Source organism: Streptomyces sp. NPDC024017 (genome assembly GCF_040638895.1).
GTDB lineage: Bacteria > Actinomycetota > Actinomycetes > Streptomycetales > Streptomycetaceae > Streptomyces.
Genome location: NZ_JBEZYZ010000007.1, coordinates 441,503 through 467,932, shown reverse-complemented (window position 1 = coordinate 467,932; position 26,430 = coordinate 441,503). Strand labels below are relative to the sequence as shown.

Annotated in this window: 18 protein-coding genes and 4 pseudogenes; 11 read left to right on the top strand and 11 right to left on the bottom strand. The window is 70.5% G+C overall.

Annotated features, from left to right (window positions below; translation table 11 throughout):
- Positions 1 to 39: 39 nt before the first annotated feature.
- Positions 40 to 4,653: a CHAT domain-containing protein gene (locus AB0G20_RS21770; protein ID WP_361304922.1), complete on the bottom strand. Its 4,614-nt coding sequence runs from the start codon at positions 4,651 to 4,653 to the stop codon at positions 40 to 42.
- Between the two features lie 117 nt (positions 4,654 to 4,770).
- Between AB0G20_RS21770 and AB0G20_RS21765 the strand changes: the two genes are divergently transcribed.
- Positions 4,771 to 5,148 carry a hypothetical protein gene (locus tag AB0G20_RS21765; protein ID WP_361304920.1) on the top strand — a complete coding sequence of 126 codons (378 nt, stop codon included), beginning with the start codon at positions 4,771 to 4,773 and terminating at the stop codon, positions 5,146 to 5,148.
- A gap of 6 nt (positions 5,149 to 5,154) precedes the next feature.
- The gene (locus tag AB0G20_RS21760) at positions 5,155 to 5,964 is read left to right on the top strand and encodes a hypothetical protein (RefSeq protein WP_361304918.1); all 810 of its coding nucleotides are present in this window, start codon (positions 5,155 to 5,157) and stop codon (positions 5,962 to 5,964) included.
- A 50-nt stretch (positions 5,965 to 6,014) separates the two neighbouring features.
- On the opposite strand, the gene AB0G20_RS21755 is transcribed toward AB0G20_RS21760, so the two are convergent.
- The 6 genes and pseudogenes from AB0G20_RS21755 to AB0G20_RS21730 form a co-directional block, all read right to left on the bottom strand.
- Positions 6,015 to 6,164, bottom strand: coding sequence for a hypothetical protein (locus AB0G20_RS21755; protein ID WP_361304915.1), 150 nt, complete (start codon positions 6,162 to 6,164; stop codon positions 6,015 to 6,017).
- Positions 6,165 to 6,180: 16 nt separating this feature from the next.
- A pseudogene (locus tag AB0G20_RS21750) lies at positions 6,181 to 6,579 on the bottom strand (DUF6308 family protein); the annotation flags it as partial.
- Between the two features lie 234 nt (positions 6,580 to 6,813).
- Positions 6,814 to 7,143 carry a hypothetical protein gene (locus AB0G20_RS21745; RefSeq protein WP_361305066.1) on the bottom strand — a complete coding sequence of 110 codons (330 nt, stop codon included), beginning with the start codon at positions 7,141 to 7,143 and terminating at the stop codon, positions 6,814 to 6,816.
- A gap of 97 nt (positions 7,144 to 7,240) precedes the next feature.
- Positions 7,241 to 7,433: pseudogene (locus AB0G20_RS21740) on the bottom strand (transposase family protein); the annotation flags it as partial.
- A 72-nt stretch (positions 7,434 to 7,505) separates the two neighbouring features.
- Positions 7,506 to 8,324, bottom strand: coding sequence for an SAM-dependent methyltransferase (locus AB0G20_RS21735; protein WP_361304913.1), 819 nt, complete (start codon positions 8,322 to 8,324; stop codon positions 7,506 to 7,508).
- Positions 8,325 to 8,928: 604 nt separating this feature from the next.
- On the bottom strand, positions 8,929 to 10,380 hold the full coding sequence (locus tag AB0G20_RS21730; RefSeq protein WP_361304911.1) for a tannase/feruloyl esterase family alpha/beta hydrolase: 1,452 nt from the start codon (positions 10,378 to 10,380) through the stop codon (positions 8,929 to 8,931).
- Positions 10,381 to 10,717: 337 nt separating this feature from the next.
- Here AB0G20_RS21730 and AB0G20_RS21725 point away from each other — a divergent pair.
- Positions 10,718 to 11,734: pseudogene (locus tag AB0G20_RS21725) on the top strand (PHB depolymerase family esterase); the annotation flags it as partial.
- Positions 11,735 to 11,951: 217 nt separating this feature from the next.
- Here AB0G20_RS21725 and AB0G20_RS21720 read toward each other — a convergent pair.
- Entirely contained in the window at positions 11,952 to 12,965 is a 1,014-nt protein-coding gene (locus AB0G20_RS21720) for an RNA polymerase subunit sigma-70 (RefSeq protein WP_361304909.1), read from the bottom strand.
- A gap of 355 nt (positions 12,966 to 13,320) precedes the next feature.
- Here AB0G20_RS21720 and AB0G20_RS21715 point away from each other — a divergent pair, with 355 nt between their 5' ends.
- The 4 genes from AB0G20_RS21715 (at position 13,321) to AB0G20_RS21700 (ending at position 17,497) form a co-directional block, all read left to right on the top strand.
- Entirely contained in the window at positions 13,321 to 13,491 is a 171-nt protein-coding gene (locus tag AB0G20_RS21715) for a 50S ribosomal protein L32 (protein WP_361304907.1), read from the top strand.
- A gap of 5 nt (positions 13,492 to 13,496) precedes the next feature.
- Complete coding sequence (locus AB0G20_RS21710) at positions 13,497 to 14,678, top strand: GTP-binding protein (RefSeq protein ID WP_361304905.1); 1,182 nt, start codon at positions 13,497 to 13,499, stop codon at positions 14,676 to 14,678.
- A 1,023-nt stretch (positions 14,679 to 15,701) separates the two neighbouring features.
- Positions 15,702 to 17,066, top strand: coding sequence for an NlpC/P60 family protein (locus AB0G20_RS21705; RefSeq protein WP_361304903.1), 1,365 nt, complete (start codon positions 15,702 to 15,704; stop codon positions 17,064 to 17,066).
- A 227-nt stretch (positions 17,067 to 17,293) separates the two neighbouring features.
- Positions 17,294 to 17,497: a hypothetical protein gene (locus AB0G20_RS21700; protein WP_361304901.1), complete on the top strand. Its 204-nt coding sequence runs from the start codon at positions 17,294 to 17,296 to the stop codon at positions 17,495 to 17,497.
- 288 nt (positions 17,498 to 17,785) lie between these two features.
- Here the strand turns inward: AB0G20_RS21700 and AB0G20_RS21695 are convergent, their stop codons facing one another.
- From AB0G20_RS21695 to AB0G20_RS21685, 3 genes are all read right to left on the bottom strand, one after another.
- A complete protein-coding gene (locus AB0G20_RS21695; RefSeq protein WP_361304899.1) occupies positions 17,786 to 18,985 on the bottom strand; it encodes a S8 family peptidase in 1,200 nt (399 codons plus the stop codon).
- A 1,559-nt stretch (positions 18,986 to 20,544) separates the two neighbouring features.
- Positions 20,545 to 20,922: a tectonin domain-containing protein gene (locus tag AB0G20_RS21690; protein ID WP_361304897.1), complete on the bottom strand. Its 378-nt coding sequence runs from the start codon at positions 20,920 to 20,922 to the stop codon at positions 20,545 to 20,547.
- Between the two features lie 706 nt (positions 20,923 to 21,628).
- On the bottom strand, positions 21,629 to 21,823 hold the full coding sequence (locus AB0G20_RS21685; protein ID WP_361304895.1) for a hypothetical protein: 195 nt from the start codon (positions 21,821 to 21,823) through the stop codon (positions 21,629 to 21,631).
- Positions 21,824 to 22,042: 219 nt separating this feature from the next.
- Between AB0G20_RS21685 and AB0G20_RS21680 the strand changes: the two are divergent.
- The 4 genes and pseudogenes from AB0G20_RS21680 to AB0G20_RS21665 all read left to right on the top strand — a co-directional run bounded on the left by AB0G20_RS21680 (position 22,043) and on the right by AB0G20_RS21665 (position 26,301).
- Positions 22,043 to 22,414 (top strand): annotated as a pseudogene (locus AB0G20_RS21680) (RidA family protein).
- Between the two features lie 269 nt (positions 22,415 to 22,683).
- A complete protein-coding gene (locus AB0G20_RS21675; protein ID WP_361304893.1) occupies positions 22,684 to 23,061 on the top strand; it encodes an antibiotic biosynthesis monooxygenase in 378 nt (125 codons plus the stop codon).
- 610 nt (positions 23,062 to 23,671) lie between these two features.
- Positions 23,672 to 25,843 carry an endonuclease gene (locus AB0G20_RS21670; protein WP_361304891.1) on the top strand — a complete coding sequence of 724 codons (2,172 nt, stop codon included), beginning with the start codon at positions 23,672 to 23,674 and terminating at the stop codon, positions 25,841 to 25,843.
- 302 nt (positions 25,844 to 26,145) lie between these two features.
- Entirely contained in the window at positions 26,146 to 26,301 is a 156-nt protein-coding gene (locus AB0G20_RS21665; protein ID WP_361304889.1) for a hypothetical protein, read from the top strand.
- Positions 26,302 to 26,430: the final 129 nt, after the last annotated feature.

The following is a 26,430-nucleotide window of genomic DNA, read 5'->3' as shown; positions in this document are numbered from 1 at the left end:
GGGACGTCCGGCGTCGGCTCTGCTGACCGACTCGCCTCCCTACGGCCCGAAGTGGACGTGCGAGGCCCAGGCGAGCGGGGCGTCGGGGGCGCGGCGGCGGGCCTCCAGGACCGCGCGGTGGAGGGCCTGGGGTGTGCGGGAGGGGTGGATGCGGCCTCCGGGGTCGCCCAGTCGGGCGTACACCTCGTCGGTCAGGGCGCGGGCGCTGTCGTCACCGATGGGCCACAGGGTGGAGACGACGTGCCGGAAGTTGCCGAGGAGGAGGGCCGCCGCCAAGTGGATGGCCTCGTCGGGCAGGTCGGTGCCGCCGACGGCCGTCTGACAGCCGGAGAGCACGGCCAACTCGGGTGTCTCCAGGTCGAGTCGGGTCAGGTCGGTGACCGTGAGCGGCCGGTCGTGCAGGTACAGGGCTCCCTTGCTGGGGTCGGCGAGGTTCTGGCCGGCGTGGCAGGCGAAGTGGACGCACGTGTGGCCGTCGAGCAGGTGCAGCGCCTGCTGGGCGGTGGCGGCCGCGTCGAGCCGCAGGGTGTGCCGTTCGGGGAAGCGGCGGCGCAGCGTTTCGGCCTCTTGGCGGGCGCCGGGCAGCGGGGCGAGGTGGGACGCGTACGGCGGTGGGGCGCCGAGGGCCAGGATCAGCAGCCGGCGTACGTGGTCGGGCGGCGCGGCGGGGCGCCGGGCCCGCAGGAGGCCGCGCAGGGTCGGCATGTACGAGGAGACCACGCGGGCCAGGACGGCGTCGTCCTCGCGCTCGTCGTCGGGGTCGTGGTAGCCGGCGGCGTGCAGGGGCAGCAGGGCGAGCGGGCCGGTCGCGCACCACCACACGCGTCCGCCCTGCCAGGACCGGGCGAGGTCGGAGTCGAGGACCGGCGCGGCGACCGTGTCCCACAGCCACTCCAGGGTGCCCAGCACGGCCTGCTGGGTGGGTCCGGTGGGCGTGTCGGGGTCGTCGAGGCGTTCGAGGGCGGCGAGGTAGTCCCGCGTGCGGCGCTGCGCCGCGGGGGCGGTCAGGCCGGGCAGGGGGACGAGATGGACCCGGCCGGGGGTGACTACGAGGGCGTCGCAGCGGAACCGGCTGACGTTGACGAGGATCATGGGGCCGTCGGCGGTGGCGGCCGAGAGGTCGGCGAAGGGCAGTGGCTTCAGGAAGTGCGCGAAGCCGGGCAGGCGCCGGATCTCGTCGAGCAGGGTGTCCCAGGCGCGGGCCAGGCGGCGCCGGTGCTCGGTGCCGTCGTCGGGTCCGGTCGGGCCGTCGGGCAGGTCGTCGAGGCCCGCCCGCAGTTCCTCCAGGCGGGCCGCCTGGTCGGGGTGGGCGGTGTGGAGCGCGGTGAGGTCGGTGCGGGTGTCGAGGACCTGGCTCCACAGGACGGAGCGGCCCTGGTCGAGGAGTTCGACGGCCTGCTCGGGCCGCCCGGCGAGGATCGCGCAGGCGGCGGCGTCGGTGGCCAAGTGCGCGTACGGGGCGAGGCGGCGCTCTCGGTCGCCGCGGGACAGTCCGCGCCAGGTGAGGAGCGCGAGCAGGTCGACGGCGACCGCGTGGGCGTCGGCGGCCTCGGCCCAGTCGCCGTCCCCGTCGGCGGCGCGGGCGGCGGCGAAGTCGCCCCAGGCCACGGCGGCTTCGAGACGCTCGGCCGGGGGCGAGGTGTCCGCACGGGTGGCCGCCTCGCGGGACAGGGCGAGGCAGCGGGCCGCGTCGTCGGGGCGCGCGGCGGCCGGTCCGGCGAGGCTGCGGTCGCCCAGCATCCGGGCGAGGGTGCGCAGGACGTGGGCGCGTCGGGGTGAGGAGGGGTGCAGCGCGTGGGCGACCGTGCCGGTGAGGTCGATCGCCTCGTCGAGGTCGGCGGCCTCGCCGTGCCGGGCCCACCGATCCCACAGGGCGAGGCCGAGGTTGGTCAGCAGGTACTCGTCCGAGGTCCCCGGCGGCTGGAGTCGCGCGGCCTCCCGTCCGGCGGCGACGGACTCCTCGAGGTCGTCGGCGTCGTCGGTGAGCAGGTAGCGCATGCGCAGGCGGTTGCACAGGGCAGTGAGGGCGCCGCGCCGGTGCTCGCCGGGCGGGCCGCCCACGATGTCGTCGGTGAGGGCGAGGACGGCGCGCCCGGAGTCGACGCACTGGTCGAGGTCGGTTCGGTGGCCGGTGTGCCGGTACCGAGTCAGCAGGACGAGGCCGAGCATGGCCTGCCGGTCGTGCAGGTCGACGGTGCTCTCGGCGGGGGTCGTCTCGACCGCGCGGCGTGCGGAGGCGACCGCTTCCTCCAGGTCGCCTGCAGCGCCGTCGCGTTCGAAGCGGCGGACGAGGGCGCCGGCGAGGTGGGCGAGTTCCTTGCCGCGTCCGCCGGTCAGTTCGAGGACTCCGGCGAGCGAGCCGCCGGTCATGCGGTCGAGTTCCTCGACGGTGAGGTCCTGGCGGTTCAGCTGGTTCCGCAGTTGCTGGACGGTGGCGTCGGGGCCGTGCGCGCCTCGGCGCAGGTGGTCGACGGCGGCGTCGAGGTCGCGGGGGTCGCCCTCGTGCTCGAAGCGCAGCAGCAGTCCGGCGCCCAGGTCCGCGTGGACGAGCGCCTGGTAGGGGTGGGTGTCCGGCATGCCGGCGAGCAGGCGGCGGCTGATGTCGACGGCCTCCGTGAGGGCCTCGGTGTCGCCGGTGTGCCGGAAGTGTCCGAGGAGGGTGTTGACGCGGTTGCTGTGACGGACGACGGAGCTGAGTTCGTCGGGGTCGCCGCCCGCTTGGTCGGCCGGCACGGCGGGCGGGTCGGCCGGGCCTGAGACGAAGGTGCTGGAGCGCAGGACCGGCGCCGCCTTCTCCTCGTGCCGGGTGTGGACCTCGCGCCGGCGTTCGGTCACGGTGGTCAGCAGGTCGCGGGCGCGGGTGTGCCGGGGGTCGTCGGGCGGGAGGCGGTCCAGCGCGGCTGTGAGGCAGGTGTGTGCCTCGTCGAGGTCGCGCGCGGTGCCGCTGTGTTCCTGGCGGCGGAGCAGGGCGGCGGCGAGGTCGAGGGCGACGGGGCCGTGTTCCCCGTCGGCGGGGCCGGCCGCGTCGAGGGCCTGCCGCAGGGCGTCCACGCCCTCGTCGAGGTCGGAGAGGGTGCCGGTGTCCTCGTGGCGGGCGACGAGGTGGGCGCCGAGCCGGTGCAGGGTCCGTCGGCGGTATCCGGTCAGGTCAAGCGGCCGGGACAGCAGGTCGCGCCACCGCTGGACGGCCGCGTCGCGGGTCTCGGGGGTGCCGAGGCGTTGGTGGCGGGCGTCAGCGATCATGGCGAGCAGGGTGCGGAACGGCACCTGGTTGTCGTCGCCCTCGGGGCACAGCCGCACCGCGTGCCGGACCGTCTCCTCGGCCGCGTCCAGGTCCGCCGCGTCCTGCTCGGCCTCGTAGCGGTTCAGCAGTGCCTGGCCCAGGTAGGCGGCGTAGGGCGCGCGGTCGGGGAAGTCCGGGGGCAGCTCGCGCAGGGCGCCGCCGAGCAGTTCGATGCCCTGGTCGAGGTCGAGCAGGCCGCCCTCCGGTGTCTGGGAGCGGTCGACCAGCTCGCGCCCCTCCATGGCGCGCTGGTGGGGCGTCGGTGGGCGGCGGAGCGGCCGACGGGTCACGTCCAGGCCACGGCCGGCGGCGTTCTCCCGTTCCAGGGCGACCAGTTCGGTCCGCAGGGCCGACGCCGCCGCCGGGCCGCCACGCGCGGCGGCTGTGGACACGGCCTCCTTCATCGCGCCCAGCGCCTCGTCCAGGTCCTCCTGTGCGTGCTCGCGGACGTAGCGGTCGTACACCGTCGCCGCGAAGCTCCTGAGCTGGTCCGGTGCCGGGCCGCCTGCGCGCCGGGCATCGGCGACGGCGTCCCGCAGCACGTCCACCGCCTCGTCGAGGTCCCGCGACGCCCGGGTGTGGGCGTGGCGGACCTTGAGGGTGGTGCCCAACGAGAAGCGGACGGCGAGGTGTTCGCCCTGGCCGGGGGGTACGGAGGCGAGGTACTTGCGGCACATCCGTACGGCGGCTCCCGCGTGGGCGGCCGTGTCGTGCCGGGCCGTCTGGCGGGTGAGGGTGGCGACGAGCGCGTGCAGCGCGGCGACGCGTGTGGGGTCGCCGGTGGCGGTGAGCGCGAGTGTGGCGCGTCCCCACTGTTCGGCACGGTCGAGGTCGCCCGCGTCCTCGAAGGTCCCGGCGCGTTCGAGCCAGTGGACGGCGAGAAGCAGGGCGTAGGGGCACAGGCGCGGGTGGCCCGGGGGCAGGTCGGCCACCGCGTGTTCCAGCGCGACGAGGAAGGCGAGGGGATCGGCGCCGCCGTCCTTCTCGGCCTGCGCGAACGAGGCGGCGGTCTCGGCGCGGGTCGCCGGGTCGGCGCCGAACTCGACGGCCAGGTCCCACAGGGGCGCGGGGAGCAACTGTGGCCGGGTGTCGTGCAGCAGGCCCAGGGCGGCGGCGATGTGGGAGGCCTCGGGGAGTACGGCGCCTTGGCGCAGGCCCAGTTCGCGGGCGAGATAGAGCAGGCCCACCAGGCGCAGCACCCGCTCCCGCTCGGGCGAGCGGGGCGGCGCCTCGGCGGCCTGAGCCAGCAACCGGTCCGCGTCCCGCAGGAGTTGGGGACCGGCGACCTCGGCCGCACGTCCGCTGCTCAGGTACCGGGTGACGCTGTCCTCGATCCGCCGCTCGGGATCGCCCCAGGCCCGTAACCTCATCCCGCCCCATCCTTTTCCCTGCCGTCACCCACCTGGCCTGTGGCACCCTGACGGCACGACAGGCACACAACGATACGACCGTTCACCCCAGAGTGACCAACCTTGCGCGGAGGGTCCATGACGTCCGAGGAACCGACCGAGTCCGAGGCGCTCGCCGTGTGGTGCGCCCGGTTGCCGGGGCTGCGCGAGCAGGCGCGGCGTACGGGGGTCGGTGAGCGGCTGGACCGGGACGTGACCCGGGTCCAGGAGGGCGGTTCGGCGGTGCGCGCGGTGCACAAGTGGGTGCGGGACGGGGACCCGGAGGCCGTCCGTGTCTGGTCGGGCCGCGACGTGCTCGGCCTGGTCGGCTTCCCGGGCACCACGCGGACGACGCCGGTCGGCGCGGGCACCTACGTCTGTCCGCGCGAGCGGTGCGACCGGACGGCGGGGCGGGACGCGCAGGGGCACGTGCCGGTGTGCCACGCCTTCGGTGCGGCCATGCGGCCGACGGCGTGACGCGCGATGGTCACGGGTGTACTCGCCGAACTGAACCGGCATGTGAACAGCCGCTGGTTCACCGCCGTGCTGCTGCCGGGCCTCCTGCTGGTCGCCGTGGCGGTGGCGGGCCGGCACCTCGGTCACGAAGGGGCGCTGAGCGCCGACGAGTTGAGGGTGTGGGCCGAGGCGGTGTGGCGCGGCTGGCGCCGGGAGCCGTCCGGGGCGGCGGTGGACGTCGGGCTGGCGCTGCTCGCGGCGGGCGTGGTGGGCGCCCTCGCGAGTGAACTGGGCGTGGCCGTCGAGCGGGTGTGGCTGAGCGCCGGGTCCTCCGGTGGCGGGCGGCGGCGCCGCAGGGCGGTGCGCGCGGCCGAGCGGGCCGGGGTGGCGACCGTGGCGGCGTATCTGCCGCAGCGGCGGACCTGGATGAGTGACCGGATCAGGCTGGTCGAGGCGCGGACGCGGGCGCAGTACTGGTTCGACGCCTCGGCGGCCTGGCCCCGGCTGTGGCTGCTGCTGGGTGACGAAGCGCGCAGGCCGGTGATCAGCGCGCGGGCCGCCTTCGCGGACGCGGTGTCCCTGGCCGGCTGGGGCTGCCTCTACGCGCTGGTGGGGATCGTGTGGTGGCCGGCCCTCGTCGTCGGGGCCTGCGTCTTCCTCACCGGGTGGCGCCGGGCTCGCACCGGTCTGGACGACCTGGCGACGCTCATCGAGTCGGCCGTCGACGTCCACCACCGCGCGCTCGCCGAGGCGTTGGGTGTCACCCTCGGTACGGAGGGGGTCGGGGCGGCGGAGGGCGCCCGGATCGACGACATGCTCCGCAAGGGCGGCGCCTGAACACACCGCGACGCGTAGGTGCAGGGCGCGTCGGGAACGGTGCTTGCGACTCAGCCGAGTTGGACGAGCAGGTCGCCGCCCTCCACCTGCTGGATGCGGTTGACGGCGAGCCGGGAGACCGTGCCGGACTTCTGCGCGGTGATGGTGGCACAACCCCTCGGGTCGTTGGCAGTGGCGGTGCAAAGCAGCGTCGTCCTCACGCAGCGCGGTGTGGAGAGCCAGCCAGAAGGACGGCGGCCTGCCCACAGCGCAGCGGACGACGCGGTCGTGGACCGGGACCAACCGCGGACGCTGACGCGCCAGAATCTGCCCCGTGATCACCTATGCGACATCGGGCTGGTCGCGAAGGAGATGCCAGGCCTGGTCCGCCGGCGAGCCGTCGGCCACGACAGCGGCTTCGGCATCAGCCATGTCGATGTCCCTGGGAATGGCCTGCAGCAGGCCGGACAGCCGCGCGCCGAGAGGGCCCTCCAGAATGTCCAGCGCGACAGGCGCCGGAACGGTCACCGACAAGGTCTGCACTGCGACCAGGTCCTCCGCCGTGATCCGGTCGGCGGCCTCCGGCTTGTCTCCCCCACCCGCCGGATACTCGAACCGACTGCCGGTGAACGGCACTCGCCGGGCGGCATGCCTATGCCGAAGTAGCGCCGCAGGTCACCGACGACACGCTCTGCACTCAGCAGCACGCGCAACCGCTTCCCCAACGGCGACAACGACGTTCCAGCGGAAGAGATCACCCGAACCCATCCTTCATGAGGCGAGCAGTGCCCTGAATCCCCCCACCGCCTGTCTCCGGCCAAAGGAGCGTGGAAGCTCCACACCTGGTGCAGGGTGTGGAGCCCAGTTCACTCAGCGAAAGGGACCGTCGGCCGCGAAGGCGTGGGCTGCAAAGCGCTTGCCCATTCGACGGTATGCGGCGGCCGTAAGGTGAAAGCCGTCGGCCAGGTCATCTGCCTCGTCCGGGCCGAGCAGCTCGCGTCCGTCGAGATAGTGGAGGTGGGGATCGGACACCTGTCGTGCCGCAGCGATCCGGGCCGGCTCGGCACGGACCACCGCCAGCGACAATGCCCCGCCGGCCACATCGGCCGGGTCGCCCAGGGCAGCGAGCCTGCCGTCCGGGCCGGTCGCGGTCGGGTCGGGGGTCTCCTCCAGGGCCGGACAGCTCACCGGAGAGATCAACAGCAGCGGGGTGTCCGGGTGCCCGTCCCGGATCGTGTCCAGGAACCCGTGTACCGCCGGGCGGAACGTCCGCAGCCGGAAGGCGGACAGGCTCAGGCGAGACCCCGAACAACGGTGCGAGCTGCCGCATGGTGAGGTTCGTGCGGTAGTGGACCGCTACCACCAGAACCCGGTCGGCCAGCGGCAGGCACCATGGAGGCCGATCCCCCAGCCCGTCGCCACCCGCTCCCGCACCACCTTCAGCAATCAGCTCGAACTGCTTCATCCGCAGCCCTGTGAAACGTCTCCACTCACAACGGCTCAGTCCTCAACCCCCCACGCACACAACGGAAATGCCCTGATCACAGCGTCTGCAACACCCTTTAGGCTTTCCGGGCCAGTCCGGCGGCGATGAGGTGTTCCCAGACCGTGAGCTCTCGTCTTTCGCCGCTGTTCCACGGGGTGTCGGGCTCGTCGGGACGCCACAGAGACGCGGGGACGATCCCCGGGTCGAGGATCTCCAGGCCGTCCAGCAGGGAGGCGATCTCCGCGTCCGTGCGCCACCGGCCGCGGCCGAACGTCTGCTGGAGGACCTTCTCGGCCTCCACGGTCTCCGGGTTGTCGCCAGAGCGGAAATGGCTGATGAAGAAGTAGCTTCCGGACGGGACCTGGTCGCGCCAGTAGCGGACGATGCCGGCCGGGTCCTCGTCATCGTTGACGTGGTGAAGGATGGCGCTGAGGATGACGGCGACGGGACGGGCGAAGTCGATGATTTCGAGCGTGGCGGGGTGAGAGCGGATGCCTTCGGGGTTGCGCACATCGACCGCGACGACGCGGGTCCGGTCGTTGTCCTCCAGCAGTGCCCGGCCGTGGACCAACACTTGGACGTCGGTGTCGACGTAGACGACCCGGGACTCGGGAGCATGCCGTTGCGCGACCTGGTGGACGTTGTCCGCGGTCGGCAGGCCACTGCCCAGGTCGATGAACTGCCGAATGCCGGTGGTCTTCGCGATCTCCCTGACCGCCCGGGTCAAGGCCGCGCGGTTGGCGAAGGCGATGGCCACCGAACCGGGCAGGTCGCGCTTGAACACGTCGCCGACCGCACGGTCCGCGGCGTAGTTGTCCTTGCCGCCCAGCAAGTAGTCGTAGACGCGGGCGATGCTGGGCTTGGCCGGGTCGATGGAGGAGCCTTCGTACGTCATGGCGGCCATTCTTTCCGCAACGTCGCCTGCGCACCCTCGTTTTGGCCCTCCAGCCAGCCCGGGGGGGCGGCCGCCACCGCTGACCTGGCGAACCAGTGCGACTCCTCGGGGTCTCGTACCTCGGGCAGAGGGGCACACAGACGGCAGCCTCCGCCATGCACATCTTTCCTCAGACGACCAACGCGCGGAGTGCAGCCGCCGCAGCGACCACCTCTCAAAGAGCAACGATGGGCAGTTACGTCGGCAGCGCACTCCAGGGCTCCGGACGGGGGCCTCACTCCCCCGCCACCACGACATCTCGTGAAGGCTTGCCCGGGTCAGCTACGGAAGCGCCGTCCGAGCCGGCCACCGGTCGTCGCCACGAGCGGCGCCCCCGCTGCTCTTGGCGCCCGCGCACATCCTGTTCGGCCTGGCACACCGCCTCGATACGCCACCCCCTGCACACGTCGAGGCCCCGCTGAGCGGCATGGCAGCCTGACCACCGACGACTGGAAGCGCCTCGTCAGCGAGGCCGCCGCAATCGTAGGAAAGAAGGTGCGGTTCATCGGCGGCGAGGCGACGATGTGCCCGGAGTTCGGGTGCCTGAGGCACCGCGCCCCAGAAATCAGGGACGACGGAGATCGGCCGCGGTCGTGCGTGCGTCCAGGGAGCAGGTGTTCAGGAGTGTCGCGGAGTCTCTATCAGCGGGCAGCGCGACGGTGCGAGAGGCCGGGGGGCGGTGTCCTGGCATCAGCCAGTTCTCCAGGGCCGTGAAGGCCGTGCGGTGGCACGGCGTGAGGGGGCGCAGGCGTTCCGGGTGGGTGTCGAAGAGGGCGTCCGTGTGGGTGCCGCCCTGGATGCGGTAGTAGCGATGCAGTTCGCCGCGGCCGGCCTGGCTCACCATGCGGGCGTAGACGTCGGAGTCCTGGGCGATCGGCAGCAGGACGTCCAGGGTGCCGTGCAGGGTGATCAGCGGTTTGCCGATCCGGCCGGTCAGAGCGATCTTCTCCATGGCCCTGCGGACCTTGTCGGGCCGGGCGGCATAGTCGTAGTCGGCGTCACAGGCCGGCGTGCCCGGCGCGCAGAAGGGCGTGCCCGCCTCGATGGGGCCGTCGAAACCGGGGTCCAGTTCCTCGCGGTAGATGCGCTGGGTCAGGTCCCAGTAGACCTTGTGGTGGTACGGCCAGAGGAACTCGGAACCGGCCGGGAAGCCGGCGGCGTGCAGAGCTCTGCGCGCCGCGTCTGCTTCCTCGCCACCGCTGGCGTACGCGGGGTAGTTGCGGAGAGCTTCGGGCAGGAAGTTCAGCAGGGTGGGGCCGTCGGAGCGCCACAGGGTGCCCTCCCAGTCGACTCCCCCGTCGTAGAGGCCGGGATGGTTCTCCAACTGCCAGCGCACGAGGTATCCGCCGTTGGACATGCCGGTCACCAGGGTGCGTGACGGCGGGCGGTGGTAGTGCCGGGCGAGTGTGGCGCGGGCTGCTCGGGTGAGTTGGGTGAGCCGGTCGTTCCATTCGGCGATGGCGTCGCCCGGCTTCTTGCCGTCCCGGTAGAAGGCCGGGCCGGTGTTGCCCTTGTCGGTGGCGGCGTAGGCGTAGCCGCGGGAGAGCACCCAGTCGGCGATGGCCCGGTCGTTGGCGTACTGCTCCCGGTTGCCGGGGGTGCCGGCGACCACCAGACCGCCGTTCCACCGGTCGGGCAGGCGCATGACGAACTGGGCGTCATGGTTCCATCCGTGGTTGGTGTTGGTGGTGGACGTGTCCGGGAAGTAGCCGTCGATCTGGATACCGGGGACCCCGCTGGGAACGGCCAGGTCCCTGGGTGTGAGGCCCGCCCAGTCGGCCGGGTCGGTGTGGCCCGACGTGACCGTGCCCGCCGTGGTCAACTCGTCCAGGCAGGCGACCCGCTGGTGCTCGGCCCCCGGTACGCGCACCTGGGTGAGGTGCGCGCAGTGGCCGCCACCCGCGTTCACCGGTGCTGCCCCGGCGGGCACGGGTGCGAGGGTGAGTGCGGCCAGGGCGAGGGCCGCTGGTCCACCGCGTCTCCAGGAGCGTGGCATGGGGCGGAAAGAGAGAGGCATGCGTGAACCTCCGCGGTCGGGTACGGGGATGCGCGGGAGGCTATAGCGCGGCTTCGCAGCGACATATGGGGCTGACCACCACCGTCCAGAGCCACGGCGTGGCTGTCGGCACCACTCGGCGCAGGGCGCATTTGGCCGTACGGCCCGGGCCTGTGGACTCCTGCGCTACACGACGCTTCACGAGCCGGGAAATGTTCCGCCGGCACACGGGTTCTCGCCACCTGTGGCTGTCCCACCCATGCCGGCGCCGACACGCGAGCGCCGATGATGCACGCCTCGCCGGTCACCTGTCCTGCCGGTGCCGGCGAGGCCCCCACAACCTCAGGAGGCAGTCGCCATGGGACAGTCGCATCCTGCGTTCCGCTTCTCCCGGACGCTCGTCCGGCGCATTCGTCGTTGGGCCACCGCCGCCGGGGCTCTGACGCTGACGGGCAGCCTGCTCGTCATCAGCCCCCCGGCATCCGCCGCCGGTCTGACCCAGGTCACCGGGTTCGGCACCAACCCCGGCAACCTGTCGATGTACACCTACGCACCCGATGCACTGCCTGCCGGCGCCCCGCTGGTCGTCGCCCTGCACGGCTGCACGCAGAGCGCGAACGACTACTACGCGCACTCCGGCTGGCCCAAGTTCGCCGACACCCACGATTTCGCGCTGGTCCTCCCCCAGACCAACAGCGCCAACAACGGCAACTCCTGTTTCAACTGGTTCGAGCCGGGCGACAGCGGACGCGGTCGTGGCGAGGCACTGTCGATCAAGCAGATGGTGGACAAGGCCGTCGCGCTGTACGGCGGCGACACGCGGCGCATCTACATCACCGGCCTGTCCGCGGGCGGCGCCATGACAGCGAACATGCTGGCCGCCTACCCCGACGTCTTCGCGGGCGGGTCCATCAACTCCGGACTGCCCACCGGCTGCGCGAGCAGCGTGGCCACGGCCTACACCTGCATGTACATCCCGCCGGACAAGAGCCCCGTCCAGTGGGGGAATCTGGTGCGTTCCGCCGCTCCGGCCGGCACGACCTCCTGGCCGCGCGTGGCAATCTGGCAGGGCACCGCCGACACCACCGTGAAGCCCGCCAACGCCGCCGAGTTGCGCGACCAGTGGACCGACGTGTGGGGCATCGGCCAGACGCCCTCCCGTACGGAGAATCTCGGTGGGGGCACCACGCTGAGCGTGTTCGACGACGCCTCCGGCCGCTCCGCCGTCGAGGTCTACTCGGTCTCCGGCATGGGGCACGGACTGGCTGTCGACCCAGGCGGCGACGCCCGACAGTGCGGCAGCGCCGGCACCTACTATCGCGACACCATCTGCTCCAGCTACCACACCACCCGCTTCTGGGGGCTCGACAGCAACTAGAACAAGGCCCCCCGGCCCGCCGGACTGACGGTCACGGGCCCCGCCCTCTCCCTGAGCTGGCAAGCGATCGGCGAGCCCGGCCGCGCGCGCCGACCAGCCTTGGGCTGGCCTCGGTGCACGCGCCCGCGGGTGACGACGCCGGACGCGTCGCACCACTCCGCCGCGATCATCGCGACACGAGCACCCCCGCGCAGCCCGAGCGTCCCCACTGGGACTACTCCATGCCGTCCGCCGGCAGGCGCTCGGGCAGCCCGAGCCGTGGGAACCGGTCGTCGTGGAACGTGACGATCTCGGTGATCGCCCCGCCGGTGATGCGCAGGACGTCGATCGTCAGCGGCAGGTACGCGCCCTCTTGCTTCCGCCAGAGGTAGAAGGCAACGGCGGGCTGCCGGTTCACGGAGGTGAGGACGGCGCGCAGACCCTTCATGCCCTCGAAGCCGCTCTCGACCCAGTCGTTCACCACCGCGTCGCGGCCGACGTACAGGCCCGGTGTGGGCGGCATCGAGCAGCGGACGTCGTCCCGCAGCAGTGCGGCGAGCCCGTCGACGTCCGTGGCCACGCTGGCGTCGGTATAGCGGCGCACCAGCTCGCGCGTCCCGACGTCCTGTTCACCTCCGGTCCAGTCCTGACGCTCGGCGGGCAGGTGCTCCCGCATGCCGGCGCGGGCTCGCTGCAGCGCGCTGTTCACGGAATTCACGGAGTCCCCGAGGAGCTCGGCGACGTCCTTCGCCGGGCAGCCGAGCACGTCCCTCAGGATCAGCACGGCCCGAGGGCGCGGCGCGAGGTGCTGGACGGCGACCAGGTACGCCAGCTCGATCGTCTCCCGCGCGACGGCGGCGGTCTCCGGCTCGTCCGCGTCGCCCGCCGGCAGCTCGTCGAGCAGCCGGTCCGGGTAGGGCTGCAACCACAGCACCTCGCCGCCGGTCGCGGGCTCCGGGCGGCACTTGGCGAGCAGATCCAGGCAGGCGTTGGTGGCGATCCGGTACAGCCAGGCCCGGAACGTCGACCGCCCCTCGAAGGTCTCCCGCCGCCGCCAGGCACGGAGGAACGTCTCCTGCACGGTGTCCTCCGCGTCATCGAACGACCCGAGCATCCGGTAGCAGTGCACGTGCAGCTCCCGCCTGTGCCGCTCCACCAGTCCCGAGAACGTCGGCTCGTCGACCTCGCCCAGCCCGCTCCGGCCCAGACCGCTCACGCCCAGCTCCTTCAGCCGCGTGTCCGCACTCATCACGTCATCCTTCCGCCTCGTCGTATCCCCCGTCGTAGGTGTGACGGGATCCGGTGCGAAAACTCATCACTGGAGCCAGTCGTCATGGCTGAGCGCTTCTCATCCTTAGCCATATGGGCTACTGGCCGGGTCGAGTCGGCGCGTGCGTTGGGCGGCGGGCCGGGCATCGCTGAGCCGCCGGCCACCCTTGCCCTGCGCTTCGTCCGCCTCGGCATGTGCGACACGCATTGACCGAGTGCCCCCTCATCCCCGCCGTAAAGCACATGAAAATCATTGTCGTATAGTGTCGGTGTCTCTCCCGCCCACCGACGGCGCTTCCACGTCTCCCCCCGCCTTGACCGAGAGGACCTCTCCCATGGCCGTGCCCAGGCACAACATGTCCCGCAGCCGCAACCGCCGTGCGCGATGGGAGGCGAGGACGCCTACCCTCATAGCGGTCACCGGCGACGGTGCGACCTACCGGGGGCAGCAGTACCAGCACCTCGTGCCCGCCTGCCGGCGCGGGCTGCTGCGCCCGGAGGGCTGACACCAATGCCCTCGCAGCGTCTCCCCGTCACCGTGCTGTCGGGCTTTCTCGGCGCCGGAAAGACGACCCTTCTCAACCACGTCCTCAGCAACCGCGAGGGCCTGCGCGTGGCAGTGATCGTCAACGACATGAGCGAGATCAACATCGACGCCGCCCTGGTGCGCGGCGGCGAGGCGGCCCTCTCCCGGACCGAGGAGCGGCTGGTGGAGATGACCAACGGCTGCATCTGCTGCACCCTGCGGGACGACCTGCTGGAGGAAGTCGACCGGCTGGCCCGGGACGGCCGCTTCGACTACTTGCTCATCGAGTCCAGCGGCATCTCCGAGCCGATGCCGGTCGCCGCGACCTTCGCCTTCGCCCGCGACGACGGCGCCACCCTGGACGGGGTGGCCCGGCTGGACACCATGGTCACCGTTGTCGATGCCGCCAACTTCCTCGCCGAACTGGGCACCGGCGACGACCTGGCCGACCGGGGTCTGGCTCCATATGAGGACGACGAGCGCACTGTGAGCGACCTGCTGATCGACCAGGTCGAGTTCGCCGACGTGCTGGTCCTGAACAAGCTGGATCTAGTCGGTGAAGCCGACGCCGAACGGGTGCGCGGAGTGCTGGAACGGCTGAATCCGACGGCCCGTCTGATCCCGGTGGTGCACGGCCGGGTCGGCGTGCGCGACGTCCTGGAGACCGGACGGTTCGACCTGGAGCGCGCACAACAGGCACCCGGCTGGGTTCAGGAACTCAACGGCGACCACGTTCCGGAGACCGAGGAGTACGGCATCTCCTCCCTGGTCTTCCGCTCCTCCGCGCTGTTCCACCCCGGCAGGCTGTGGGCGTTCGTCACCGAGGACCTGGACGGCGGAGCACACGGCCAAGTACTGCGCTCCAAAGGCTTCTTTACCTTGGCCGGACGGGAGGGCGTGACCGGCCTGTGGTCACAGGCCGGAGCCGTGGCCCGCTTCGAGCCGTCCGGAGTCCGCGACATCGACGCGCTCCACGTGCAGGAGCTCGTGTTCATCGGTGTCGGCTTGCGGGAGCCGAGTCTGCGCGCCGCCTTGGCCGCTTGCCTGATGGCCGAGGGCGAGCAGGTGCCCGCCGAGGACCCCTTTCCCGTGTGGGGCACGGGGGACATCTGCGATCTCGAGCATGAGCATGAGCACGAGCACGCAGGTACGGCGGCAGCCGTCTAGCAGATCATCGGGGCAGCCAGGCGCCTTACCGTTGCCCGCACCGCGTTCCGGACCCCTGCCGCAGGCGGCGAGGAGCCGGCTCCAGGCACGCGGCTCCAGCGAGGCGAGGAGCAGGGCGGGGACGAGGCCGAGGAAGGCCCGCGGTTCGACCATGGCCAGGGGGACGGCGAGCGTGACCAGGAGCTGGGGCAGGTGACGGGAGACGTAGGGGTCGACGCCCTCCACCCCGTCGATGAGGGTGGTGCGGACGGGTCCGGCCCGCGCGGTGGTCAGGTACGCGGGCCCCAACCGGCTCAAGTGGTCCAGGAGTTCATTTCGCACCGTCGCCCGGTACCGGGTCCGGCACGTGTGGCGGTGCGCCACTGCCACAGGGTGAGTCAGGCACGGGCGGCCACGACGGCCAGGACAGCGGCCGGCAGTCACGGGAGCCGGCCGTTGTCGCCGTCGGCCAGGCCGGCGAGCGCAAGGGCCGGCAGGGCGGCCTGTGCCAGGCGGGTAAGGGTGACGGCGCCTTGCAGGAGGGTGGTCACGAGCAGGGGGCGCCGTGCGCGGCGAGCGGCGCGACACAGCGCTGGGCGGACAATCACGTGGTGATCTCGTCGTCGGCGTGCGGGTGCCGAGGGTCAGTGCGTGGACGACCCAGCACCGGCCCGGGGCGGTACCGAGTGCGGCGCCGAGGTCGGCCTGCTGCCAGGAGCCGACGCGTCGGGCGTGATCCGCAGATACGGAGCATTGCCCTCGGAGGTGCGAACGGAGGGTGAAGATCACAGTAGAGCTATCGGGCATATCGGTCTTGGATCTTCACGGAAGGCTCACAAGTTGGTTAACTTGACCACTGCGTGCACGACTTCCACCGATAGGCAGACGGTTTCGTGCACTCGCGGACGGAAGGAGCACGCTTTTCCATGGCGTCGAAACCAACCTCGAGCCCCGAAGCGACCGGCTTCGCGGACAAGGCCCACTCCCCTGCCCCGGAAGCCTTCACTGTCGAGGCCCGGCTCTCTCGGTCTGCTGGTTCCCGCGTTGGCGACTGAGAGCGAGGGGCCGAGCCCTGACGAGGTCCGGCGGTGGGTCGACAACCTCTACGACCGGGCCGAGAGCGACACGGGCACCTTCAACGCGACCCGCGCCGCTGCGATCCCGCGTCAGCGGGGCGCTGCCGCCCGCGTCGGACCCCAGGAGGACACGGAGCCGACGGTCGGAACCCTTGCCCGGCAGTGGTTCGACGCCGCCCGTGCCAAGTTGGGTCCGACCGTGCCGGTGTGGCAGTCGGACAGAAGACCGCCGGTCCGTCCCGCCCGCGCGCCCCAGGCAGCAGGACCCGCGCGCCCGGCGGAACGTCCCGCGGAACCCCTCGCCCTCGAAGCACCCAAGGTGCCCGAGGCGCCCACCGGTGTCGCGTGGGAACTGACCGGCGGATCGGCACAGGCGCCGAGCACCGGTTCCCTCCCTCAGCTCTCCGACCAGCGTGTCGCGCCGGCTGCGGAAGGCGAGTCCCGGCGGGACGAGGACGCCTGGCGCGCCGGTGCACGGCCGGTCCCGGGCGGCGACGCGGCGGCATGGCCGCTGCACGAGCCCGCACCAGCCCGCGCCCCCGAGTCCAACTGGCTGCCCGCCCTACAGGCCGCTGTGGTGCTGCCCACCGACCCGCACCTCACCGCTGGCACTCACCAGGCGGATCTTCCAGCAAGCGGGGCGCAGGCGTACGGTGCCGGTCCGGTGACCGGCGCGACCGCACCGTATACCGCGGCTCAGGCGGCCGATCCCGCCGCGTACTACACCTCCGGTTCACCGGCCGACGTGCCTACCGAGACCTATGGCACCGGTCTGCCGGACATCCCTGCATCTGCCCTGGCGGCTCCTGCTCCGGCACTGCTCACGGAGCCGGCCACCGTATCCGCCTCCGCCGCACCAGCAGGAGCTGCCGCACCAACAGCACCGGTTGCCTTCTCGGCACGCGAAACTCCCTCCACCATCTTCACACCCGTCGCCTCCGGTGGACCCTGGCTGTCGCCGGAGGCCGGCCACAGCACCCAGACCGAGCGGGTGATCGCCTTCGCCCGAGCGCAGATCGGTCGGCCCTGCGTATGGGGCGCAGTCGGGCCGGGCTCGTACGACGCCCCCGGTCTCACCCGGGCCGCGTGGAAGGCTGCCGACGTCACGCTTCCCCGGACCACCCAGGCCCAATGGGGAGCGGGAGTACAGGTCTCGCTCGCTGACGTCCGGGTCGGAGATCTGGTCTTCTTCCACGACGACTTCGGTCACGTCGGTATCTGCAGCGGCGACGGCATGATGATTCACGCACCGGGTCCGGGAGCGCTCATCCGTGAGGAGTCGCTGTTCTTCGCCGGCCAGTCGGCGATCAAGGGCGCGGTCCGCCCGGCCTGACGCCCTCTGATCGGCCGCATGGTGCGGCGGCGGACGCGCGCCCAGCTGTGCGGCGGCCGTGCGCCGGACCGTCGTAACAGCCGCGTATGCCTGCGTGCCGACGCCATGCCCCCTCGGGGATGTCGGCGCGCGGGTGCTCATGCCCGGTCTCAGGTTCATGAAGACCGGTGAGAAGTGAGGTGAGGGATTCCGCCATGTCCTGCAGGGCTCAGGACAATTGGGGGCTCATGACACTGCCCAAGCACTTGAAGAACGCCCTGATCATTGGGCTGGCCTACGTCTGCGTCGTATTGATCATGCGCTACCGAAGAGACGGCATGGACTGGGGTCCGGCACTACTGATCGGTCTGCTCGTCACGCCTCTGGCTCTCCTGCTGTCGTGGGGTCGGGACCGGCTCATCGGCAAGGAGCCGAGAGGACACCTTCCCTGACCGCCCCGGGCGCACTGCTCGTAGTGGCGACGGCACGGGCGGGGGGGGGCGGTTAGCTCAGGTGCCGGGCTGAGGGAAGCCCGTGCTGAACGCGTGTGTGGATGCCGAGTCCCATCGGTTGATGTGTGGACCTGGCCCGGCGTACTGACGGGTCGCATTCGAGCCCGGCATCAGGCCTCGGCGACCTCGATCCGCAGGACAACCGCACGCCTGGACGCCTGTCGCGCACATCGGCCGGCGCTCGCCGTGCCTCACCAGGGCGGCACAGCGAGCGCAGCTCAGGGACGACTACTCGACAATCTTCAGGAGTTTGTTCGCGGTGCCCTGCGAGGGGTTGGAGATCTTGTCGGGGGTGGCGCCTTCGGTGAGAGCCTTGGCAACCTGTTCAGGCGTGGCGTCCTTGTGGCCTGCCAGGTAGACGGCGGCGGCGCCTACGACGTGCGGCGTGGCCATGGACGTGCCCGATATGGTCTTGGTTCCTTCGTCGCTGTCGTTCCACGCGGACGTGACGTCGGAGCCCGGGGCATACACGTCCACGACCGAGCCGTAGTTGGAGAAGTCCGACTGTTTGTCGTCCTTGGTCGAGGACGCGACGGTGACGGCTTCCTTGACGCGGGCCGGGGAGCCTTGCCCGGCGTCCGAGGAGTCATTGCCGGCGGCGACGGCGAAGGTGACGCCGGCCGCGATGGCCTTGCGCACGGCTTCGTCGAGGGCTTGGTCCGCGCCACCACCCAGGCTCATGTTCGCGACGGACGGGCCCTGATGATTCTTGGTGACCCAGTCGATGCCGGCAACGACCTGCTCGGTGGTTCCGGAGCCGTTGTCGTCGAGAACCCGGACGGCGACGATCTTGGCCTTCTTGGCGACGCCGTGGGCTGCGCCCGCGATCGTGCCGGCGACATGGGTGCCGTGCCCGTTGCCGTCACTGGCGTCGTTGTCGTTGTCCACGGCGTCGAAGCCGGAAGCGGCCCGCCCTTCGAAGTCCTTGTGCGAAATCCTCACGCCGGTGTCGATGACGTACGCGGTCACGCCCTCGCCCGCGCTGTCGGGATAGGTGTACTTGCTGTCGCCGGCGGTGTCCGCCTGGTCCAGGCGGTCGAGGCCCCAGGAGGGCGGGTTGTCCTGAGTGGTGTTGATGCTGAACTTCTTGACTTGGACGACCTTGGAGACCGACGGGTCTGCGGCGAGATGCTTGGCTTCGGCCGACGAGAGACCGCTGACGGAGAAGCCGTCGAGGGCAGCCGTGTACGTACGCTGGAGCTTGCCGCCATATTCCTTGGCGAGCGCAGGCTTGTTCACCTTGTCGTCCAGCGTGACGATGAAGCTGCCCGGTACGGCTCCCTTGGCGCCGAGGCCGTGCACGGTGCCCTCGGCCGGAGCGCGTTCGGGGGCTGTCTGTGCGTGTGCCGTCCCGAAGGTCGTCAGGGTTGTGACGACAGCCGTGGCGGTGAGGACCTGCATTCTGCGTGTGAATGCGCGAGCTGACATCTGAGGGTTCTCCTCGTCACTTCTCGTGGGGGGTGTGGGGGTTCGGACCGGAACTGCATTTGGTCCGCCTCGAACCTGACCCATTGATGTGCACAGATCAAGAGCTTCGCGCCAACCCGCGCCGAAACGGCAGGTCAGCTGCGCGCGAATCGGCCACCCTCCGCGCCTAGTTCGTTCATCACACGCCTGACGCTCATGCGGACGTTGTGTCGAGAATGTGTGCCCATACACCCGGGGCGGAGGTGGTTGCGAACAATCTGGGTAGACAGTGCCAGTTCCGCAGCAAGCGATTACGGACCAGCGCCCAGCCGAACCTGAAATCTGCGGCAGGCCCTGCTCCGCAGCAAGAACCAGGCCGATTCGTTACCCCGGGTGCTGACGCTTCCAAGAGATGAGCCCGATTACATCTATTGCGCGGCTCAATAGTTGAAGTGGAATACCGGATCCTGTGTCGAGCGAGCCAATCGCCGTGATGTACGCCACTGAACTTGGGCAAGTTCCGGGCAGAGCGGGGGTCTCGTGCAAAGCACGGGCGACGAGGCCACAGGTAGGTACACATACTCCTCAACCTTTCGGCGTTCCTGGACATCGCCCCTCGCCGATACAGCTCCAACGCACTGTTGAGTGAAATGGGCCCGCCCGTGCTTACGCCGCGACGCTGTTGAGGAGGGCGCCTCTCTCAGAGCTGTCCCGTACTGCTCGTGGGATGCACGTGCCCTGGCAGCTTTGCCCGTTGCCCCAGCTGCCGACGGCTCGGCAACCTGCCGCAGCGTCAGGTTGGCCCGCCAGTACGCAGTGACCAGACGCACCCGGCGTTCCAGCGGCAACAACACAGGCGCCCCGGCCGCGTCCTGTCGCCCCCCCTCACGGGGCACCCTCGCACTCAGCGAGGCCACGATGGACGGGCCGACGGACGGCTGGACGATGGATATCCTCGGAGGATGTCGAATCGGGCGGGTGCAGCAGCTGGGGTAGATCTCGCGCGGGTGATGACGCACTGCGGAGGCAACCCAGCGGCAGCCGTGCACTACTTGGCCGGGGCAATCGCCTCCGCGGGCGAAAGCCCCGAGCCTTACATGCTTATCGCCGAGTTGTGGAGCGAGAGGCCGTCGGAACTCGCAGAGGTCGTTCAGGATGACGACTCCCTGAGGACCGTACTGGCGCAGTCGTACCTCAGGTTCCTCCAGGACGACACCCACGCCAAGCAGCCGCGTTGCAGGGGGGTGGGCGGCTCGAGTGGTTCAAGCTCATGGTGGTTGTGGTGTACGGCGGTTGTGGCCGCCCCGCCGGATCAGGCGTCCTTGGATGTTCTTGCGCAGCAGTTCGCTGCGAACCCGCGCGCTTCCGGTCAGACCATGGGCAAGCCCTACGACGAGACGAGTGGAGTGCTCCGGATCCGTGGACTCCGGGAACTCCTGTCTGATGGAGACGTGCACCCGAAGCCGTCGACAGCGGCGTCCACTCGGCCCTCGCGGGACAAGAAGGACAACCGCACCTTCCGCACCTCATCCCACCGCCGTACTGCCTCAGGCGCCAAACCCTGCAGCAGCAGAAGCGACCTACGGCGGGGCGCAGACGGCATCACCAGCCGACTCTCGTAGGCCCACCCCTGATCTCCAGGGACGGGCCACAAGGTGCGCGCTCAGGGCCTTGATGACCGGCGCTGCGGCGGGGCCACTCGCCGCAGCGCCGAGTTCCAAGGAGGGAGCATGCCTGTCGTGTAGCGCCAGATGCCGCCGCCCGGAGTTGACGTGCCACACGTTGCCGTCGGCGGCCACGCCGATGTCAGACGCTCCGCCGGGGATGTTGACCCACGGGTTGGCGTCGTGCCCGGTGTAACGGTAGAGCGCCCCGCCCGCGTTGACCCCCCACACGTGCGTCCTGGACCCGGCCGAGATCGTGGTGAGTCCACCGGAGATGTTCTTCCAGTCAGCCATGGGGTTCGCCCGGCCCTTTCTTGAGGCCGGGAAATCCGTCACCCACACAGAGGGTCAACTTCACGTACTGGGATGCCAGTTGGACATGTGCTGGCCGTCAACCTCTTCCGGGGAGGTCGCCAGCATCGCTCACGGCTGGACGCTGCCGGCACCGATGCTGAGTTGATCGTGCAGGCCGCAGTAGCCGAACTGCTGGGTCCGACTCGGACACCCCGTCACCGAAGCGCCTCGTGGCGGTGGCCTGGTCCTGCTCGCCGAAGCGGTCCTCCCACGTGGCGGCAAGGGCAGCTGAGGATCAACCCGCCCGACGCACTGGGGCGCCGACGGTGTACGAGAGGCGAAGGCGGCGTCGGTGTCGCCCGCGACGCCTCTGGCCGGTGATAGGCCTCCGCCCGCCCCGACCTCTCCCCCGCCACGTCGCCTTCCCTGAAGCCCACCATCCTCGCAGCCCTCACCGACCCGCACGCCGACTGCATCAGCCCCCTGCAGACCGTCTGCCCGCACGCCCGATCGAAGACGACGCGCACTGATGGACCTCGCAGCACAGATGCCACCCGCCGTCCTCAGCGAGGTCCTCGGCATCTCCGTCGGAGCGGCCACCGGCCGGGCGCCGCCTCTGGCAGCCCTCACTCGCAGTACGCCTCCGAACTCAGCCGCCGCTCGAAAAGCGGAAGGCGGAACTGCGCGCCTGCCATCATGGAAACGGCTACGCCCGACGCCCTAAAGCGCGAGGCAGAAGCAAGCCGACCCTGCTACTGCCGGCGTCTCGGGCTGCGGCCAGGCCGTCCGCGAGGCCGTTGAGGGCGTGCCGAGCGGGAGGAAGGGATTCTCGGCCCGCCGAGGTGAGGGCGATACATCCTGGTTCGCGGCTGAACAGCGCGTGGCCGACCTGGCCCTCCAAGCGCTGGATCTGCCGGCTAGCGGTGGCTGGGCGATGCCCGGGCGGGTGGCAGCGTGGCCGAAGTTGAGTTCCTCGGCGAGCATGGCGAAGGCGTGCAGTTGCTGAAGAGGAAGGTGAGGGCGTTCCGTACGCTCAGAGATATCACCCCATACTCAATGCTGCATTAGACGTATCGATGCTGCTCACTTAGCGTTCGGCGCATGACGGGAGCGACGTCCCATCCTCAGCGGCTCGACGTTCGAAGAGCGGATCGGCTGTGCCCGCGCGGTCGTCGACGGCGACTGGGTTCAGGTGTCCGGGACGACCGGGTTGGACTACGCCACCATGACGATCTCCGACGACGTGGTGGAACGGGCCGAGCAGTGCCTGCGCAACATCGAGGCTGCGCTCGGCCGAGGCGAAGTGCACCTTCCCCGACGTGGTACGGGTGCGCTATCTGCTGGCTGACCAGGCCGACTTCGAGCCCTGCTGGCCAGTACTGCGTCGCACCTTCGGCCAGTCCGACCGGCCGCCACGATGCTCACGTGCGGGCTCGCCGATCCCCGCAGGAAGATCGAGATCGAGGTGTACGCACGTCGGCCCACCGCGTAACCGTCCGCGCAATCGGCTCTGGGGGAACGGGGCGTTGTGCCTGCGGGCGGGTGGGGCGATCAGCCGAAAGGGCACCGGACCTACCGTCTCACCCATACCCGAGCCCAAGCCGAACAGGCTGGCCGGCCTGAAGCGCGAGGCCAAGCCAGCCCTCAGGTGACCTGGAGAACGCCGGCTCGGACAGCTTTGACCAAGAGCCGTATCTCCTATGTATCCCGTTCACGAAAGGACACCGGATCGTTGTGCGCATCCTTCCTCACAGTGGTGCCGTGAGCAGTCACTCCGAAGCACCTGTCACGCCCGTCGAAGCATATGAACTCCCCTACTACGTGGCTGTCTTCACCACGGTGCGAACCCAGAACCAGAACGACTACAGCGAGACCAACGCCTGCCTGGAAGACCTGGTGAAGGACCTCCCCGGGTACCTGGGGATGGACCACGGGCAGACTCCCGGCGGGCTGGGTATCACCGTCAGCTACTTCCGCGACGCCGACGCCCTCACGGAGTGGCGGACCAACGCCGAGCACCACTCAGCGCAAAAGCGCGGGCGAGCCGAGTGGTATCAGTGCTACACGCTGCATGTCGCGAAAGTGGAGCGGAGCCGCGGTTTTCGCGCGGGCGTAGGTCCCTCAGAGTCAGCAGGCTGACCAACCGAAGGTCGCGAGGGCGCATCAGCAGCCGTCGCCGCTGCAGGGATCGGTCCAGGCGGGGAAGAGTAGCCGGTCGACCTCGACAGCGTTCTGGGGCTGGCGATAGACGAACTCTTGGCCTGTCACCTCGCCGTTGGGTTCAACTGCCTCGGATTGCCGACTCTTTGCGGACATTCGCGGATCGTACTGAGTCGTCCTCGGGCGCGAACTACTCGTACACCGCCAACACCCGGGCGCGGTGACACACGCAGTACCTCCTCGATCACAGGCGGCTACCGGGGAGTGAGCTCTGCGGCGTCCGAGTGGATTTTCGGCCGATGGCGCCGTCGAGGGCCGTGGGTGCCTGGTCGACACCGTCGACGACTACTGGCCGCTCTCGCCCCGGCCCCTCACCGGTCCAACACCTTCGTCCCCTTTGCGCACATACATCACATCTGGAAACATCGATAGCAAGAACATTCCACGCAAAGAGGTGCGCAGCACACTTCCGCGTGCCTCCTCGGCAGCGCCGACGTCTTCGCCTTCTCCGGACGCGTCCCGCCTGTCCTCCGATGAACAGAATCTCGGACACCACCGCCCCGATATACAACAGGCCAGGAGGCGGATCATGGCCACGGCGGAAATCGCTTCCGAACGAGAGTCGGACTATCTGTCACAGTTGACGATGGCCGCGGCGCGCTACGCGAACCGCACCGAACAGCGCGAGAGAACTCGTTCCGTTCTCGACACGCGCGGCGTGCTGTACGCGGACGAGCCCGAGCGCGTCGAGAAGCGGCTCGCGCGTCTTGGTGCCGACTGGGCCATGGCGCGGGCCATAGAGCAGAACCCCACGGTGCCCGCCGTCAGCGCGGGAAGCACCCTGCGCCTGCCCCCGGAGTCCTTCACCAGTGAGGTCCTGGGGCTTGAGCGCCTCATCGGGCGCAACAACCTCACGCCGGTCGCGTTCCTGGAGGAAGGCGTCCAGGCTTCGCGTTCGGTCGGCCGGGTCACCATCAGTGGACCGGGCGGCGGGCACGGCACCGGCTTCCTGGTCTCGGCGTCCCTGCTGCTCACCAACAATCATGTGCTGCGCGACGCGCAGGTGGCAGCTCGCAGCACCGTCGCGTTCGCCTTCCAGGACGGCGTCGACGGGAGTCCGCTCACGCCGGCGGTCTTCCAGCTGGAGCCGGCCCGGTTCTTCGTCACCGACCGGGCGCTGGACTACAGCCTCGTCGCGGTGGCCCCCCGCAGCGCACAGGGCCAGGAGCTGTCGTCGTTCGGCCGACTCGTCCTCAGTGACGCGCAGGGAAAGGTGGTCATCGGGGAGTTCGTGAACATCGTTCAGCACCCGAGGGGCGAGCCGAAACAGCTCGCGCTGCGCGACAACCAGATCGTGGACGTGCTGGAGCGGTTCCTGCACTACGAGTCCGACACCCGTGAGGGTTCCTCGGGTTCTCCGGTCTTCAACGATCAGTGGGAGGTCGTCGCGCTGCATCACTCGGCCGTGCCGCAGACCGATGGCGAGGGCCGGCCGCTGAGTGTCGACGGCGTGGTGTGGCAACCGGAGATGGGCGACCAGCAACTGGCCTGGCGGGCCAACGAGGGGGTGCGGATCAGCCGCGTGCTGCGGGCACTGCACGAGACGCCGCTGACCGGTGAGGCGGCACGGCTGCGGGACGAGGTGGCCACCGCGGGACTCGCACCCCCTCCCACGACGAGCCTCCCGCCGGAGCTCTCCACCACCGTCGGCGCCCCGCCTCCGAGCCCCAACGGCGCCCAGGCCCCCACCCCGACCACCGCCGCGGCTCAGCTCCAGGTTCAGGCCCAGGCAGCCGAGATCGCCGCACAGCTCGTCGTCCCGCTGCGGATCACCGTGGCCCTCGACACCCCCGCACCGCAACCGCCGCCCGCGCGCGGACGGCCGGACGTGGTCTCCTTGGTCGAGAAGGACATCGACGCGGCCCTGACCAACCACCAGCTGGCACAGACGCGCCCCTACTACGACGGTCCCGCCGACACCGCGGCGCGCGACGCCTACTACGCGAACGTCCGCACCGACGACGGTGACGTGCTGCGCCGCACGCTGACCGAGCTGGTGACCCGAACCCATGCGCCGCAGCCCAGATACAAGCCGATGAGGCTGGTCTACCCGTGGGTCGACCTGCATGAGAACGGGCGGCTGCGCAGCATCTACTCGGGCAAGGAGTTCTCCGCCGAGGAGCTCATACGGGCGGACGCGGCCGTGGAGGAGGCCCGGCTGGACCGGGTGCAGGAGCTGCTGCTGCACGAGCGCACGGCGGGGCCGGCCGAGTTCGAGGCGGAGTTCGACGCGCTGGAGGCGTCCATGCCGTTCAACTGCGAGCACGTGGTGCCGCAGTCGTGGTTCGGCAAGAAGGAGCCCATGCGAGGCGACCTGCACCATCTGTTCGCCTGCGAGGTCGGCTGCAACAGTTTCCGCGGCAACTTCCCGTACATCGACTTCCCCGACTTCGAGGAAGCGGTCCGGGGTGCGTGCGGGAAGCGCGAGAGCGTGGGATTCGAGCCGGAGAAGGGCAAGGGCGTGGTCGCCAGGGCCACCCTGTACTTCCTGATCCGCTACCCGGGCCAGGTCGGCGACGTCGCACGGGAGTTCCCGCAGGACCGGCTGCCCCTCCTGCTGCAGTGGCACGAGAGCGAGCCGGTCACCGAGTACGAGCGGCACCGCAACGCCGCCGCCGCGGAACTCCAGGGCAACCGGAACCCGCTGATAGATCATCCCGAGTGGGCCCGCACGATCGACTTCTCCGGTGTCTGGCCCTGAGGTTCACGCAGAACCGGGCCGCTTCCTCGCATCCGCGGCCACCCGTACTCGGAGCGTCCTCATGGTCGACAAGGTCGACAAGGCGGCAGGGGCCCGGGCCGGGCCGCGTTCGGCGGCCGGCCGCACCACGGAACCGGGGTTCGCGCGGTCCTCGTTCGACGGCACGGGACTGCCGCCGGCCGTGCAGGACCAGGGGAACCACGCGGTGGGGGGCTTCCTGCGGCGGGAGGCGGGCCGTGCCGAACCGCTTCCACCGTCGCTGCGGTCCGGGATGAAGTCGTACTTCGGCAGGGACCTGTCCGGTGCGGCTGCACGTGTCCGGCGATGCCGCCCGGTCGGCGAACGCGCAGCGGGCGCGGGCCTACACGGTCGACCAACATCTGCACTGCTGGGGGATCCGCCAGCCGGCAGGCATGGGCCAAGGCTTCGGCCCAGTACCCGCCGTGCAGCATCGCTGACCAGGATCCGAACTGCCGGAGTGCAGCCTCGGTCTCGCCGTGCTCCCCGTGCTCGCCGTGCTCGCCGGTGGCCACGATCGCGCGGATGCCCATGCTCGTACCCAGCGCGAAGGCATCCGCCGGGGCGGC

Coding starts and splice junctions, on each gene's coding strand:
- AB0G20_RS21770 (WP_361304922.1), bottom strand. CDS start 4,653: ATGAGGTTACGGGCCTGGGGCGATCCCGAGCGGCGGATCGAGGACAGC.
- AB0G20_RS21765 (WP_361304920.1), top strand. CDS start 4,771: ATGACGTCCGAGGAACCGACCGAGTCCGAGGCGCTCGCCGTGTGGTGC.
- AB0G20_RS21760 (WP_361304918.1), top strand. CDS start 5,155: ATGGTCACGGGTGTACTCGCCGAACTGAACCGGCATGTGAACAGCCGC.
- AB0G20_RS21735 (WP_361304913.1), bottom strand. CDS start 8,324: ATGACGTACGAAGGCTCCTCCATCGACCCGGCCAAGCCCAGCATCGCC.
- AB0G20_RS21730 (WP_361304911.1), bottom strand. CDS start 10,380: ATGCCTCTCTCTTTCCGCCCCATGCCACGCTCCTGGAGACGCGGTGGA.
- AB0G20_RS21720 (WP_361304909.1), bottom strand. CDS start 12,965: ATGAGTGCGGACACGCGGCTGAAGGAGCTGGGCGTGAGCGGTCTGGGC.
- AB0G20_RS21715 (WP_361304907.1), top strand. CDS start 13,321: ATGGCCGTGCCCAGGCACAACATGTCCCGCAGCCGCAACCGCCGTGCG.
- AB0G20_RS21710 (WP_361304905.1), top strand. CDS start 13,497: ATGCCCTCGCAGCGTCTCCCCGTCACCGTGCTGTCGGGCTTTCTCGGC.
- AB0G20_RS21700 (WP_361304901.1), top strand. CDS start 17,294: ATGACACTGCCCAAGCACTTGAAGAACGCCCTGATCATTGGGCTGGCC.
- AB0G20_RS21695 (WP_361304899.1), bottom strand. CDS start 18,985: ATGTCAGCTCGCGCATTCACACGCAGAATGCAGGTCCTCACCGCCACG.
- AB0G20_RS21690 (WP_361304897.1), bottom strand. CDS start 20,922: ATGGCTGACTGGAAGAACATCTCCGGTGGACTCACCACGATCTCGGCC.
- AB0G20_RS21670 (WP_361304891.1), top strand. CDS start 23,672: ATGGCCACGGCGGAAATCGCTTCCGAACGAGAGTCGGACTATCTGTCA.